The 14,994-nt window shown below is 45.5% G+C and carries 13 protein-coding genes; 7 read left to right on the top strand and 6 right to left on the bottom strand.

Annotation, left to right across the window (positions count from 1 at the left end):
- Window positions 1-16: 16 nt before the first annotated feature.
- A complete protein-coding gene (gene ispA, locus NB463_RS16405; protein WP_005383621.1) occupies window positions 17-901 on the bottom strand; it encodes a (2E,6E)-farnesyl diphosphate synthase in 885 nt (294 codons plus the stop codon).
- Between the two features lie 21 nt (window positions 902-922).
- Window positions 923-1,165 carry an exodeoxyribonuclease VII small subunit gene (xseB, locus tag NB463_RS16400; protein WP_005381566.1) on the bottom strand — a complete coding sequence of 81 codons (243 nt, stop codon included), beginning with the start codon at window positions 1,163-1,165 and terminating at the stop codon, window positions 923-925.
- 263 nt (window positions 1,166-1,428) lie between these two features.
- On the opposite strand from xseB, the gene pomA reads away from it, so the two are divergent.
- From pomA to rlmM, 7 genes are all read left to right on the top strand, one after another.
- A complete protein-coding gene (gene pomA / locus NB463_RS16395) occupies window positions 1,429-2,190 on the top strand; it encodes a flagellar motor protein PomA (RefSeq protein ID WP_005381564.1) in 762 nt (253 codons plus the stop codon).
- Between the two features lie 14 nt (window positions 2,191-2,204).
- A complete protein-coding gene (locus tag NB463_RS16390; protein ID WP_042521210.1) occupies window positions 2,205-3,152 on the top strand; it encodes a flagellar motor protein MotB in 948 nt (315 codons plus the stop codon).
- Between the two features lie 211 nt (window positions 3,153-3,363).
- The gene (gene thiI, locus NB463_RS16385; RefSeq protein ID WP_258431800.1) at window positions 3,364-4,812 is read left to right on the top strand and encodes a tRNA uracil 4-sulfurtransferase ThiI; all 1,449 of its coding nucleotides are present in this window, start codon (window positions 3,364-3,366) and stop codon (window positions 4,810-4,812) included.
- Window positions 4,813-5,322: 510 nt separating this feature from the next.
- Complete coding sequence (locus tag NB463_RS16380) at window positions 5,323-6,243, top strand: transcriptional regulator GcvA (RefSeq protein ID WP_005383616.1); 921 nt, start codon at window positions 5,323-5,325, stop codon at window positions 6,241-6,243.
- The gene (locus tag NB463_RS16375) at window positions 6,224-6,847 is read left to right on the top strand and encodes an alpha/beta fold hydrolase (RefSeq protein ID WP_258431799.1); all 624 of its coding nucleotides are present in this window, start codon (window positions 6,224-6,226) and stop codon (window positions 6,845-6,847) included. Before NB463_RS16380 ends, NB463_RS16375 begins: the two co-directional genes overlap by 20 nt.
- Window positions 6,837-7,235: a DUF423 domain-containing protein gene (locus tag NB463_RS16370; protein ID WP_161442838.1), complete on the top strand. Its 399-nt coding sequence runs from the start codon at window positions 6,837-6,839 to the stop codon at window positions 7,233-7,235. The genes NB463_RS16375 and NB463_RS16370 overlap by 11 nt, the downstream gene beginning before the upstream one ends.
- Window positions 7,232-8,323, top strand: a complete 1,092-nt coding sequence (gene rlmM / locus NB463_RS16365; protein ID WP_161442836.1) for a 23S rRNA (cytidine(2498)-2'-O)-methyltransferase RlmM — start codon at window positions 7,232-7,234, stop codon at window positions 8,321-8,323. The genes NB463_RS16370 and rlmM overlap by 4 nt, the downstream gene beginning before the upstream one ends.
- 110 nt (window positions 8,324-8,433) lie before the next feature.
- Here rlmM and xni read toward each other — a convergent pair whose 3' ends face one another.
- The 4 genes from xni to NB463_RS16345 form a co-directional block, all read right to left on the bottom strand.
- A complete protein-coding gene (gene xni / locus NB463_RS16360; RefSeq protein ID WP_005391374.1) occupies window positions 8,434-9,216 on the bottom strand; it encodes a flap endonuclease Xni in 783 nt (260 codons plus the stop codon).
- A 58-nt stretch (window positions 9,217-9,274) separates the two neighbouring features.
- On the bottom strand, window positions 9,275-10,651 hold the full coding sequence (gene ppnN, locus NB463_RS16355; protein WP_104971356.1) for a nucleotide 5'-monophosphate nucleosidase PpnN: 1,377 nt from the start codon (window positions 10,649-10,651) through the stop codon (window positions 9,275-9,277).
- Between the two features lie 290 nt (window positions 10,652-10,941).
- Entirely contained in the window at window positions 10,942-12,507 is a 1,566-nt protein-coding gene (locus NB463_RS16350) for a GGDEF domain-containing protein (protein ID WP_258431797.1), read from the bottom strand.
- A gap of 98 nt (window positions 12,508-12,605) precedes the next feature.
- Window positions 12,606-14,888, bottom strand: a complete 2,283-nt coding sequence (locus NB463_RS16345) for a tetratricopeptide repeat protein (RefSeq protein WP_005391368.1) — start codon at window positions 14,886-14,888, stop codon at window positions 12,606-12,608.
- Between the last annotated feature and the right edge of the window lie 106 nt (window positions 14,889-14,994).

Genomic DNA, 14,994 nt, shown 5'->3' with positions numbered 1-14,994 from the left:
ATGCGCGCTTATAGTGTTAATTTTTGCGCTCGATGACATATCGGGCGAACTCTTCGAGTAACTGAGTATTGTATGGGATAGCTTCCAATGCTTGAAGTGCTTCCTGTAACAGAGTGTGAGCTTTCTCTATGGCTCCCTCTAAACCCAGCAGGGAAGGATAAGTGCTCTTATTCAGACCTTGGTCGGAACCTTGAGGCTTACCCAGTGTTTCTGTGTCACTGATGATATCAAGAATATCGTCTTGAACCTGAAACGCCAAACCAATTGCTTTTGAGTAGCGCTCCAAGTGAGGTAGAACCTCGATACCTTTCTCACCAGCAGCTAATGCACCTAATTTTACCGCACAATCAATCAGAGCTCCGGTTTTTTTACGGTGTATCTCTTCCATTTCTTCAAGAGAAACTTGGCGATTTTCCGCGCCTAAATCTAAGGCTTGCCCTACACACATGCCGCTGGCACCAGAGGAATGCGCTAAGGCTTTGATCATGTTGATGCGTTGAGCTTCAGCCGCCGGGCTTAATTGACCATCAGCAATAATAGTGAAGGCAAGAGTTTGTAGTGCGTCACCTGTCAGTATTGCGGTTGCTTCATCAAACTTAATATGACAAGTTGGTTGACCTCGACGCAGTTCATCATCGTCCATGGCTGGCAGATCATCATGAATGAGTGAGTAGGCATGTATACATTCGATAGCAGCGGCGGGGGTGTCTAAGTCTTCAGGTTTACAGCCGAGCATTTGACCTGTGATGTAAACAAGAAAAGGGCGAACGCGTTTTCCACCTAGCAAAAGGCCGTATTTCATTGCTTGAATCAATGGCTGCTCTTGATATGGAAGCTGATCGAGCCACAAATTCAATTGCTGATTGTTTCTTTGTTGAAAAGACGTCAATGTCTGTTGCATCACATTGCTCACTACTGATTGTTATTCTGAATCTGGTTTGAAGTCACTCAGTGGTGCTTCATCATCTTCACTAAGAAGAATGCTCACGCGCTGTTCGGCGTCGCTTAATTTAGTTTGGCCTGCACGAGCTAAGGCAATGCCTCGTTCAAACTTACGCAGGGCATCATCTAGAGCAAGATCGCCATTTTCTAATTGATCAACCAAGCTATCAAGCTCTTCAATGGTTGCTTCAAAGGTCATGTTTTCTGGTTTCTTGACCGCCATCTTTTTTCTGCCTTAATCAAGCCTCGGGTAAGATGCACGAAAGTTACCTTAGCCTAGTAACTTGGTCAAATTTAACCTTATATAATTGTCACAAAATTAGCGTTCAACGAGTCTAAGCGGTGAAACCCCATATTTTGGTTGAGGTTGTTAGGTGTAATTTGTGATCCATTAGCTAAGATTTTTCTAAAAATTCTGCGCGAGTTGTCGATACAGGTAATAATCCGCCCAATGGCAGTATTTGAGTATAGCGTGAGGAGTGCTTTGTGGATTTAGCAACCCTATTAGGTTTGATTGGTGGTTTTGCATTCGTCATTATGGCGATGGTGCTTGGTGGCAGCATCGGCATGTTTGTCGATGTCACGTCGATCCTTATTGTCGTTGGTGGCTCAATATTCGTCGTGTTGATGAAGTTCACAATGGGACAGTTTTTTGGTGCGACAAAGATTGCTGGCAAAGCCTTCATGTTTAAAGCGGATGAACCCGAAGACCTGATCGCAAAAATTGTGGAAATGGCCGACGCGGCGCGTAAAGGTGGTTTTCTTGCTCTTGAAGAGATGGAAATAAACAACACATTCATGCAGAAAGGCATTGATCTACTGGTTGATGGCCATGATGCCGACGTTGTGAGAGCGGCACTCAAAAAAGACATCGCGCTTACAGATGAACGACATACGCAAGGTACTGGTGTATTTCGCGCCTTTGGCGACGTTGCTCCTGCGATGGGAATGATTGGTACCTTGGTTGGTCTTGTTGCGATGCTTTCAAACATGGATGACCCTAAAGCGATTGGACCAGCAATGGCCGTTGCACTCTTGACCACATTGTATGGCGCGATCCTGTCCAATATGGTGTTTTTCCCTATTGCGGATAAGCTTTCTCTTCGCCGTGACCAAGAAACGCTAAATCGCCGTTTGATCATGGATGGCGTATTAGCGATTCAAGATGGCCAAAACCCGCGAGTGATCGATAGTTACTTGAAGAACTACCTCAATGAAGGTAAACGTGCCCTTGAGATTGACGAGTAACTTGGAGAGTCGTGATGGATGATGAAGATAACAAATGCGATTGTCCGCCACCTGGCCTCCCGTTATGGATGGGGACATTTGCAGATTTGATGTCGCTACTGATGTGTTTCTTTGTTCTTCTGCTCTCGTTTTCTGAGATGGATGTACTGAAGTTCAAACAAATTGCAGGATCAATGAAATTTGCCTTCGGTGTGCAAAATCAGCTTGAAGTGAAAGACATTCCCAAAGGTACTAGCATTATTGCCCAAGAGTTTCGACCGGGTCGGCCGGAACCAACTCCGATTGATGTCATCATGCAGCAAACCATGGACATCACTCAGCAGACGCTCGAATTTCATGAAGGGGAGTCTGATCGAGCTGGTGGCACAAAACGTGATGAAGGCAAGTTAACGGGTGGGCAATCGCCAGAAACGTCAACTCAAAACAATGAATCTGCCGAAGCGGACATGCAGCAACAGCAATCTAAAGAGATGTCGCAAGAGATGGAAACCTTGATGGAAAGCATCAAGAAAGCCTTAGAGCGAGAGATTGAACAAGGCGCCATTGAAGTTGAAAACCTCGGTCAGCAGATTGTTATACGTATGCGTGAAAAAGGTGCATTCCCAGAAGGTTCGGCCTTCTTGCAGCCTAAGTTTCGTCCTTTAGTTCGTCAGATTGCAGAGCTAGTAAAAGACGTGCCAGGCATTGTTCGAGTATCTGGCCATACAGACAATCGACCGCTAGACTCGGAACTTTATCGTTCTAACTGGGATCTCTCTTCTCAGCGTGCAGTATCAGTCGCGCAAGAGATGGAGAAAGTGAGAGGCTTCTCTCATCAACGTTTAAGAGTACGAGGCATGGCGGATACGGAACCCTTGTTACCGAATGATTCTGATGAAAATCGCGCGCTTAACCGACGGGTTGAAATCAGCATTATGCAAGGCGAGCCTCTCTACAGTGAAGAAGTGCCGGTAATTCAATAACTAGGCTTTAATTTTAAGTCAGTAAAGAGATAAGAAAGCGAGCAGATTGCTCGCTTTTTTTGTTTTTCCAATCCGCTTGGGTGTATAATCTTGCGCCTTAAAAGTGAGCTCAGACTACTTTTTGTGACTGAAACGCGGTTTTACTGCGTATGAAGTATTGAAGTTGAGTGTCACTCTTTGTTGATTGCGAAACTAACCTGCGAATTAGACTATGAAATTTATTGTAAAGCCCCATCCAGAAATTTTTGTAAAAAGTGAATCTGTGCGTAAGCGCTTCACAAAGATTTTAGAGTGCAACATTCGTAACATCATTAAGAGCCGCACGGAGTCTGTCGCGGTATTTAACCGTCGTGATCACATTGAAGTGACCTCTGAGAGTAACGAATTCCACGCTGAAGTTCTTGAGGTTTTGACTCATACACCAGGCATTCACCACGTACTGGAAGTGAAGCAAACTGAATTTAAAGACTTGCACGATATCTTCGAGCAAGTGCTAGAACTCAACCGTGCTGCACTCGAAAATAAAACCTTTGTTGTACGTGCGAAGCGTCGTGGCAAGCATGACTTTACCTCCATTGAACTAGAGCGTTATGTAGGCGGTGGTTTAAATCAAGCGATTGAAAGCGCTAGTGTTAAGCTACGAAACCCAGACGTGACGATCAAGGTAGAAGTCTCGAACGACAAGCTAAACCAAGTATTGTCTCGTCATAAAGGCCTAGGTGGTTTCCCTCTGGGTACGCAAGAAGACGTGTTAAGCCTGATCTCGGGTGGTTTCGATTCTGGTGTTTCAAGCTATCTTCATATCAAGCGTGGTTCAAAAGTACATTACTGCTTCTTTAACTTAGGTGGTCCAGCACACGAAATCGGCGTTAAGCAGGTTTCTCACTACCTATGGAACAAATACGGTTCTTCAGCAAAAGTACGTTTTATCTCAGTTGATTTCGAGCCTGTGGTTGCGGAAATCCTAGAGAAAGTCGATGACGGCCAAATGGGCGTGATCTTGAAGCGTATGTTTATGCGTGCAGCAGGCATGATCGCTCAGAAGATGAAGATCGAAGCATTGGTAACAGGTGAAGCACTAGGTCAAGTATCGAGCCAAACGCTAACCAATCTACGCCACATCGATAACGTAACTGACACGCTGATTCTGCGTCCACTTATCAACTGGGATAAAGAAGACATCATCAATCTAGCACGTGAAATCGGCACAGAAGATTTCGCGAAGACAATGCCAGAATACTGTGGTGTTATCTCTAAGAAGCCAACCGTGAAAGCGGTGAAAGGCAAGCTAGAAGCTGAAGAAGAGAAATTCGACTTTAGTATCCTTGAGCAAGTGGTTCAAGAAGCTCGCATGATGGACATTCGTGATATTGCGAAAGAGTCTGAGCAAGCTGCACCAGAAGTAGAGCAAGTTCAAGCGGTAGAAGAGCACGCGGTTGTGCTAGATATTCGTAGTCCTGAAGAGGAAGACGATAACCCACTCGAAATCGAAGGTGTGGATGTGAAACATATCCCTTTCTACAAGCTGGGTACACAGTTTGGTGACTTAGACCTGTCTAAGACATACCTACTTTACTGTGACCGCGGTGTGATGAGCCGTCTGCAAGCGCTTTACTTGCAAGAGCAAGGCTTCAGCAACGTAAAAGTTTACCGTCCATAGCTGACTGATAAAATACGTTAAAAGGCGCAAATTGAGACATCAATTTGCGCCTTTTTTGTTTTTGATCGCGTTACAGACAACCATTACTTAGCATAATGTTGAGGCTTATCGCAAAGCCATACACTTTGTGTTGATATAACGATAATTAATCCGAAAGAAGAGTAATAAAGTGATATTGCTGCCAGATATGCGGATGAGATTTTTGATAGATAAAAAAACACCGCCTAATTTAGGCGGTGTAACAAATTTGACAGACAGGTCAAAAATAAATACAGGAAGTATATGTTTTGTCACAGGGAGTGTGGACAAAACATTATGGTAGAAATCTACCTAACTCGAAATACGAGTTTGCAAACACAACATCGCAACAACGAAGCCAATTGATTTCCAAAGAAATCAAGCCGTTCAGGCCCGTGTTGCGGGGTGAAATATAGAATTTATCTGGCTGTTCGACAACGGACATTTTATAATGTTTCAGATTAAAAAAACTAATCCTATTAGAGGTCCCATATGTCTCGCAGATTGCCTCCATTAAATTCGCTTCGAGTCTTCGAAGCGGCTGCTCGTCATCTCAGTTTTACACGAGCAGCAGAAGAGTTATTTGTTACTCAAGCCGCGGTCAGTCACCAGATTAAAGCGCTTGAAGAGTTCTTATCATTGAAGCTCTTCCGTCGACGTAATCGTTCTTTGTTGTTAACAGAAGAAGGCCAAAGTTACTTTCTCGATATCAAAGATATTTTCACCTCGATTGCGGAAGCGACAGATAAGGTGTTGGAACGTAGCGAAAAAGGGGCCTTGACGATTAGCCTACCGCCGAGTTTTGCTATCCAATGGCTTGTACCTCGTTTGGCCGATTTTAATGCTCAAGAGCCCGATATCGATGTACGTATTAAAGCCGTAGATATGGATGAAGGCTCACTGACTGATGATGTTGATGTGGCGATCTACTATGGCCGTGGGAACTGGCCAGGTTTGCGAGCAGATAAATTGTACCAAGAGTTTTTGATCCCACTTTGTTCACCTTCATTACTTTTGGGTAACAAACCATTAGAATCTTTAAGTGACCTCAAATTACATACTTTGTTACACGATACTTCGCGTAAAGACTGGAAGCAGTTTGCTCGTCATTACAACATTGAAGGCATCAACGTAAACCACGGTCCTATTTTTAGTCACTCAACGATGGTGCTACAGGCTGCTGCGCACGGTCAGGGGGTCGCGCTCGGTAACAACGTACTCGCCAAACCTGAAATGGAAGCCGGACGACTCATTGCACCATTCGACGAGGTGTTGATATCTAAGAATGCATTCTATGTGGTGTGTCATGAACAGCAGGCAGATATGGGCCGAATCGCAACGTTTAGAGACTGGATGTTAGCAACCGCGAGAAAAGAACAAGAGGAAGTATTGGATGAATCACTGGATAGCTGAGGGACCTGAAAACGGACCGCTGTTTATTTTTGCTCACGGCGCAGGTGCGGGGATGGAGCATGACTTCATGACAGCTGTCGCCAAAGGATTAGTGGAGCAAGGTATTCGTGTAGTGCGTTTTAATTTCCCTTACATGGTGAAACGTTCGGAAGATGGCAAAAAGCGTCCGCCCGATCGCGCACCAAAGTTGCTCGAAGCATACAGCGAAGTGATCGCTCACTTTACTTCTTCTCCCGTGGTTATTGGTGGTAAGTCAATGGGCGGTCGTATGTCGAGTTTACTGGCTGAAAATGAGCTGGTGGCGGGCATTGCCTGTTTAGGGTTTCCATTTCACCCACCGGGAAAACCAGAGAAATACAAAGGCGAGCACTTAGCAACTATTGAGAAACCTACGCTGATTCTACAAGGGGAGCGAGACACCTTTGGTAAGCGTGAGGAGTTCGATGACTTTGTCCTTTCATCGCAAGTTAAGGTGAGTTTTTTACCCGATGGTGACCACAGCTTTAAACCGCGCAAGAGCTCAGGCCATACCGAGGCGGGTAACATCGAGCTCGCGGTAGAGCAGTTAGCGGCGTTTATCAAAGGGGTGTACCGTGAAAAGTAAGTGGTTACTCTCATTTTCTGGTCTGTCTGGGCTGGTTTCTGTCGCTCTAGGTGCCTTTGCTGCACATGGGCTAAAAGCTCAGCTGGCTCCGTATTTGCTTGGCGTATTTGAGACCGGAGTGTTGTACCAATTTATTCACACGCTGGCGATTGTGTTTTGTGCGGTTTTATTGCTATTGAATTTGGGACAAAAAGCACAAAAATATTTTTTCATTGCAGCGATTTGCTTTATCATCGGCATCTTTTGTTTTAGCGGCAGTCTTTACGCACTGGCGCTGACAGGCATTAAGTGGTTTGGGCCGATTACTCCAATGGGAGGATTGCTGTTCATGATTGCTTGGTGTCTGTTCTTTTTTGCTGCGTTCAATATCAAAGAGGTCTCCAAGTGAAACAACTAATGCTCTATTGCCGTTCTGGCTTTGAGAAAGAGTGTGCTGGTGAAATTCAGGACAAAGCGACACAGTTGGAAGTGTATGGCTTCCCTCGTGTGAAGAGAAACTCAGGTTATGTTGTCTTCGAGTGTTACCAAGATGGAGATGCGGACAAACTTGCGAGAGGTTTGGACTTTAAGTCGTTAATCTTCGCTCGCCAAATGTTTGCGGTAGCGGCTGAGTTTCAATCGCTGCCAAGTGATGACCGCATTAGCCCAATTTTGAATGAGCTAGCAGACATTGAAGCGTTTCCTCGCTGTGGGGATTTGAGAATTGAAACTCCGGATACGAATGAAGCGAAAGAGCTACTGAAATTCTGCCGTAAATTTACTGTCCCAATGCGTCAAGCGTTGCGCGGTAAAGGTCTAATGTTGAACAAAGACAACGCGAAGAAGCCAGTACTGCACATTTGTTTTGTGGAGCCTGGCCACTGTTATGTCGGCTATTCTTACACAGACAATAACTCTCAGTTCTTCATGGGTATTCCTCGCCTTAAGTTCCCAACAGACGCCCCAAGTCGTTCAACGCTTAAACTGGAAGAAGCATTTCACGTCTTTATTCCACGTGAAGAGTGGGATGAGCGTTTGGCTCCAGGAATGTGGGGGGTCGATTTAGGGGCATGTCCAGGCGGTTGGACGTACCAACTGGTGAAGCGCTCGATGTTCGTTCACTGTGTCGATAACGGCATGATGGCAGACAGCTTGATGGAAACCGGCCAGATCAAGCATCATATGGTGGATGGTTTTAAATTCGAACCAGACCGTAAGAACGTAACATGGATTGTTTGTGACATGGTAGAAAAGCCAGCTCGTGTTGCTCACCTTATGGGCCAGTGGCTGTTAAAAGGTTGGGCGAAAGAGGCAATCTTTAACCTTAAGCTGCCAATGAAAGGCCGCTATGACGAGGTGCTGCAAGACCTTGAAAACCTGAAGCAGTTCCTGATTGATAATAAGGTAAAGTTCAGACTACAAGCTAAGCATTTGTATCATGATCGTGAAGAAATCACGATTCATATCCAGTGTCTATCGAACATTTCGCCGTACTAATTCTATCTCCTAGTCATTTGGGGATAGTCCCGAGAATAGAAAAAAGCGCCTTCAAATGGCGCTTTTTTTTATTGTCTGAGAGCTTTATGGTTTGAAACCATCATCAGACACTATTCCGCTTTATTTGGTCCTGTAAAGCGAATGTCCTGTAAGTTAAAGCCGAGTTCAATGTCGCACTTTAAAGCCGCGACGCGTTTACATAAGCGTGCAGACTCAATGTGCTCGTCTAATTTTTTACGGTATTTCGGTGCGAGGTCTTCACTGGCGTAGGCTGCTTCAATATTCTCAAACTGAGTAAGAATCTCTTTCGCCGCTTTTGGTCCAATGCCCGGAACCCCCGGCACTTGGCTAGAGCTGATCCCCGTTAACCCCCAATAATCGGCCAGTTGGCTCGGTTTTACGCCGAACTCTTTTTCGATAAACGGTTCATCTAACCAACGATGTTGGAAGTAATCACGGATCTGTAGGGTAGGAGAAAGCAGCTGACAGTAGCCTTTATCCGTAGAAACGATGGTGACTTTTTCACCATGACTGGCCACTTTCGTCGCGAGAGTAGCAACCAAGTCGTCCGCTTCATCGCCTTCAGAAAGCAATGAATCAATACCTTGTTCCCACCATGCTTGCTGAATCGCATCTAGACCTTGCATCAGTGGTTCCGGCATTGGTTTTCGATTTTGCTTATAGTCTGGGAGAATCTCAGCTCGCCACCCTCTGTCTTGTTCATGGTGATCGAAAACCGCGATGATGTGTGTCGGGTTGGCTTCTGACAGAATGCGAGTGAGGGTTCTTTGTGTCGTGGTGATGGTTCTTGCTATGTCGGTTGGATCCGGTTGTGCAGAGTGCACACGGCGGATCAGGTTTAGGGCATCAATAATAACAAGATGAATAGACATAATGACTTAGCAATAAAAAAGGGGCGTAATGCCCCTAGTGTAACGAATGCTAGCCTGACTATCGACCACCAATTTCTGGGTGAGCGATACGATAACACGGTTCGTAGTCTGAACCGCCAGGCAATTTCATTCGGTGTTGTTCGACAAAGTCTTGTAGTAACTTATCGAGCTTTTTCATTAGCACAGGATCACCGTGAATAGTGAAAGGGCCTCGACGTTCGATTTCTCGAATGCCTTCGGCTTTTACGTTACCAGCCACGATACCGGAGAAGGCTTGACGCAGGTTGGCCGCTAAGACTTGAGGTTCTTGATCTAAGCTTAAATCCAATTGCTCCATCGACTCATGAGTTGGATCGAATGGTAACTGGAAGTTAGGCTCGATTTTTAATGACCAGTTAAAGCTATAAGCATCGCCTTTTTCTTTTCGGTGAAGGCGTACAGAGTCCATGGAGCGCTTCATGATACGTGCCACTTCTGCCGGATCGTCAATGACGATCTCGTAATGCTTTTGACCTTCTTCGCCAAGTGTATCGCGAACAAAATCGTCGATAGAGCGGAAGTACTCTTCACTCTCTTTTGGTCCAGTTAACACGATAGGCATTGGCTGATCGGCGTTGTCTGGGTGCATCATAATGCCAAGAATATACAGCAACTCTTCTGCAGTGCCCGGACCACCAGGGAAAATCACAATGCCATGCGCCATACGTACAAAGGCTTCCAAACGCTTTTCGATGTCCGGCATGATAACCAGCTCATTCACGATTGGGTTTGGTGGCTCGGCTGCAATAATCGAAGGTTCGGTTAAACCAAGATAACGTTGCTGAGTATAACGCTGCTTCGCATGTCCGATAGCGGCACCTTTCATTGGCCCTTCCATCGCACCAGGGCCACAACCCGTGCAGATATTAAGTTCACGCAAGCCAAGCTCGTTACCGACTTCACGTGTGTATTGATATTCCACGCCATTGATAGAGTGACCACCCCAACACACGACGAGGTTTGGCTCGATACCTGGTGTGAGTGCTCTGGCATTACGCAGAATACCGAACACGAGGTTAGTGATGTGAATCGGGTTCGTCAGGTTGAGTCGTTGTGCGTCTGCTAAATGCATATTGACATAAACAATATCGCGTAACACGGAGAACAGATGCTCTTGGATACCTTTAATTATCTCGCCATCGACAAAGGCGTGCTCAGGTGGGTTAGTCAGCTCAAGCTTAATACCACGCTCGCGGCGCACTACGTTGACATCAAACGACTGGTGTTTATCGAGCAGCTCTTTCGAGTTATCGGTATGACTGCCGGAGTTCAACACCGCTAACGTGCAGTTGCGGTACAGTTGATAAAGTTCACTCGAGGCCGTGTTTTTTAAGCGCTCTACTTCTAATTGAGATAGCAAGTCCATGCTACCAGCGGGGCTTATATGGGTAATCATAACGCCTCCTTGTGTTGCATTATTTTGAGGGAAAGTACCAACTCACCTTTTTGGGTTATACGTATGGTTTGATGAAAGGCAGTTGGCCGATTTGGTTTTATGGTTATTGACTCCCAAGCAACCTCAAGATGGTACATTCGCGTTCTGTAAATGCATCATCTTGAAGTGACTTGGGTTTTTACAGCTTAGCAGACTGAAAGGGAAGAAATGTGATAACTCGTTGAAAATGGGTGGTTATAAAGCGTAAATTTCGCCAATTCTGGTTTGTTTGTTCGCTTTTTGTACGAAATCTAGCTCCAGTTAAGTTGATTTGTTCCACGTTTTTTAGCGTCCGCAAGCATCTTGCCGAGTCGATCGAGTACATACTCTGGCGTATCGGACTCTTTAAAAGAGGTCGACACAGCCGCTAGGGTGATCATGATATTTTGCTCACGAAACTTAAATGGTAATTGGCTAATATCACGCTGGATATGTTTAATGAGATCCAGTGTGTATTCTTCAGATTGTTCTGGAACGAGTAAAATAAACTCTTCACCACCAAAGCGAGCTACCGTTTCAGTTTCTGATACGCGTTTATTAATGGTGCGAGCGATGATCTTCAACGCTTTATCACCAGCCGTATAGCCATAGCTGTCATTCACCGCTTTGAAGTTATCAACGTCAAACAACACTACACGCAGGTTCTGTTGAGAGCGAATCCAACGGCGATACTCTAGCTCTAGTCGGTCATTAAATGCGGTGCGGTTATAGACTTTAGTCAGAGGGTCTAGCAACATGCGCTGAGCTTGGTCATCTAAGCGTCGACGATGATCTTGGGTGGTTTCAAACACGGCTTCGAGCTGGTTCTTACTGTAATTCAAACGCTCTTGCAGCGCTTGTTCTCGTTCTTCCGTCATTTTAAGTCGCTCTGTCAGCGACGCCATTTTCGCAAGTAACGGGGCGATTTCTTTTTTTACATCCGCTAGATCTTGAGCTTGGTCGAGCGAAAGTTGACTCAATTCAACCAGACTGTTCATTTCTGTGTTGAGCTCTTGGCGGTGCTCAAAGTAGGTATGATGTTGGTCGACGTTCTGATGAACGGTTTTTAGGTTATTTGCGAGAGAAGTGTTCAGCTGATCAAGGAATTGGCTAGACGCTTCGCGCTCAAACTTGGTTGCTTCGACAACCAATTTCAGCGTTGAGAGCGTAAGCTCAATGAGAGACTCTGCACTCACGCCAAGAAGCAGCTTAGCCCGAATATCGAGCAATCGATCTCCCGTTTCTCCCTCAAAATCCAGCTCGGTGATGGTATGTTGTAGATCGCTGGCTAAGCACTCAAGTTGAGACTTATCAGGATTATTCTCAAACTCACTGAGATGCAAACGCGAGTTGGAAGTGATGATTTTCAGAGCGCGTTCGTAAATGCTCAGTAGCTTAGTGGCTTGATCGGCTTTATTGCTGGCATGAGCTTCTGAGAAATTCATTAAGTTCCGTAGTTCACGTTTTAACTGCGCAGGTAAACCTGTGACACGTTGGAGTGTTTCACCACTGTGTTTGATTTGTTCGTCTAGGTAGCCGTTCTGTTTGTCCATCGTCTTCGACTGCTGTTTGAGCATTCTTTCTAATACCGCTAAACGTGGGATAAGAGTACTGATATCTTTTTGATGTTGCAGCTCTTGTTGGATTTCAAACAGGTAATTGGATACCTGGGTATTCGAACCCTGGCAAGCTGAAGACAATGATGCCACAACGCGTTTAAGAACTTGTTGTTCACGTTTGAATTTGAGTGAAGTATCACGATGTGTCAGTCTGAGTTGGTCAAGTTGACAACTCAGCTGATGAAGCTGCGACTGAATATCGGATTCCAAGATTCCCATGAAGTGACTACGGTTAAGTCCATGTACTACTGACAATTATCCGATAATAACAAAAAACGTTATAGCGTCATTAGTTATTATGTCTAACAGGCGTTTAATTATCCATTTTTTAATATTTTCTTGATGTCGTCCTCATTCTTGTAGGACGAATGGATCTTAATCAGGCCTTGGCTAATGGCATGCTGACAGGCGGTTCTTATGTTACCCGTTGCAAAGCTCGCGGCGGGTGCGTTATCGATGGCTTTCAAGAAAACCCAGTGGCTTTGCTTATCCTTCAAGCTGACTTCTCGCGCAATGTGAGTCGCAAGCAGCAACAGATCGAGTAATTCCTCGTCGTTAATTGCAGTGTAGGCTCGTGGTAAGAACGGATAATCGCTGATGCCCATGCGAATAATGCGGTTGACGTTGTGCTGCTGAGCGAACTCATCCACCCAAGTCTGGAATTTCTCGAACATGACTTCGGCAGATGCATCACGGTCAGCGTTCGGCTCGATATAGAGTAGGTTTGCATCTGAGAAATGGTAAAGACGCGATGGCTTTTCTATCTTTTCCGCTAGAAAGTCGCCAAATGCGCGCTCCAGCTCTAGACCTGCTTTATAACCGTTGTGGACGTACATGCTTCGTAGGAATGGCAAGTCGATCATGACAAAGCGCAGGCGATCGTTAAGTGGCTCGTGGATCAATTCGCCCATTTGCCATTGCTCGAAAGTTTCGCTCGACTTTTTCAATGAGCGAGACAGCTTTACGTTCAGCATACGCAAGTTACGTAAACGGGAACGAGAGTGAGTGAAGAGATCATTACGCAGTTTTTCGATTTCACTTGCTTGGCGCTGCATGATCACGCCGCGGCGCATAATGAACAAAAACATCACCAACACAGTAATAAACAATGCGAATGAGATTTTCTGGAATTTGCGGTGTTCCCTTTCCACTTGCTCAAGGCGTTCCGATTGGCCGATATAGTGGATGGTTTGTTCAGCAAACTCTTTTTGTTGGCGGAATGCATCCTCACTGATTTGGTTGAGCTGTTTTTGCTCTAAACGCACAAGGTTGGTGTATTTCTTATAAGCCTGCAGAGAAAGTTGGTATTCGCCTGCCTGCTCGTAACCAAGCCCGAGTAAGCGGTAAGACTGCTGCTTAATGAAGTTGTTATTTTCAGGTGACTTTTCAGCAAGTGCTAACGCCAGCTTTGCATTGGTAATGACGTTTTTACTGTCGTTTTGATGATAAGCCAGGCCTGACTGAAGCAACGCAGCCTTTGCTTCAAGCTTAGGAATGTCAGTGTATTCTAAAAGCTCTTTAGAACGGTCTAGGTATTGTTCAGCTAGCGCGTAGTTGTAGAGTTGCAGATAGGTAGCCGCTAAGCTTAAGCGAATCTTAATGATCCGATTAATGTTCTTACTGGTGCTTTCATGGTCCAGCACGTTGAAGTAGTGCACCAAGGCAAGGTTAAACTTGCCTTGGTAAAAATAAATGTCACCCATTTGCTCAAGGACATCCGCTAGGATGGGAGAGCTAGGGTAGGAGTCATAGAAGTCTGCGGCTTGAGATAAGTATTCGATCGCTTTGTCGTAAACTCGACGCTCTTGGAAGAGTCTCGCCAACAGGCGATTAACTTTTGCTAACCTTGCGCCACTGTCACTCTCAATAGATTGCCAATAACCGTAAAGCAGTTCCGACAAAGCCAAATTGTATTTCTTGCTATTCAGATAAAACTCGCCGACGGCTGTGTAATAGTCGATCAAGGCTAAGTCAGATCGGCTGTCTTCAAGCATAGTTTTGGCTTGAGAATACAAACTTTCCGCTTTAATCAGATCGCCACTATGTGAAGCGAGGAGCGCTCTTTGCATCACTAATCGATAGCGGACGCTGTCGGTACGTTGCAATACCGCATCGGCTTCATCGAGTTGCTGCTCAATTTGGTTAAGCGTATCTTCCGCTTTTGAATAGTTTTTGTCGTACATCCAAATCATTTGGTTGCGCATCAGCTGGAGATCTAAGTCCATGTACGGCAATTGATATTCTTGCGCTAAGCGCTCGGCTTTGTTTAGGTGTTCGATAGCCGAACGAACGTTACCCATGGCGTAGTCTGCCTGAGCGATAATCTTGTGTGCTTCGATGGTGCTGCTTGGTGTGCGAACGCTACGATCGGTCTCGTCACGAGACATCGCAGAAGGGCTGTCACTCTCTTTGCGTTCCGTTAGCTCACGTTGTGACAAGTAGTTGGTTGCCGCTTGTTTTGCTTGTGATGGCTCTATTTCCGCCAATTGTTGTGCTTCGTTGAGTAACGCGGACGATAAAATGGTCGCGTGAAGCGGCTGTACAAACAGCAAGCAAAGAAAGCCAATCAACTTGAATAGACGCGAACTGTCCCAAAACATCCTTTCGTTCCCTCGAACTGTTTTTAGATATGGCGGATAACGGTAAAAGACCTCAACAAGCCTCTTAAATGCAGGTTGAAGCCATTTGATATAGTAACATGCTTGG

This window comes from Vibrio sp. RM-41-2B, from assembly GCF_024744415.1.
In the GTDB taxonomy this organism is placed as follows: Bacteria; Pseudomonadota; Gammaproteobacteria; order Enterobacterales; family Vibrionaceae; genus Vibrio; species Vibrio diabolicus.
This window is presented reverse-complemented; position numbering and strand designations above follow the sequence as displayed.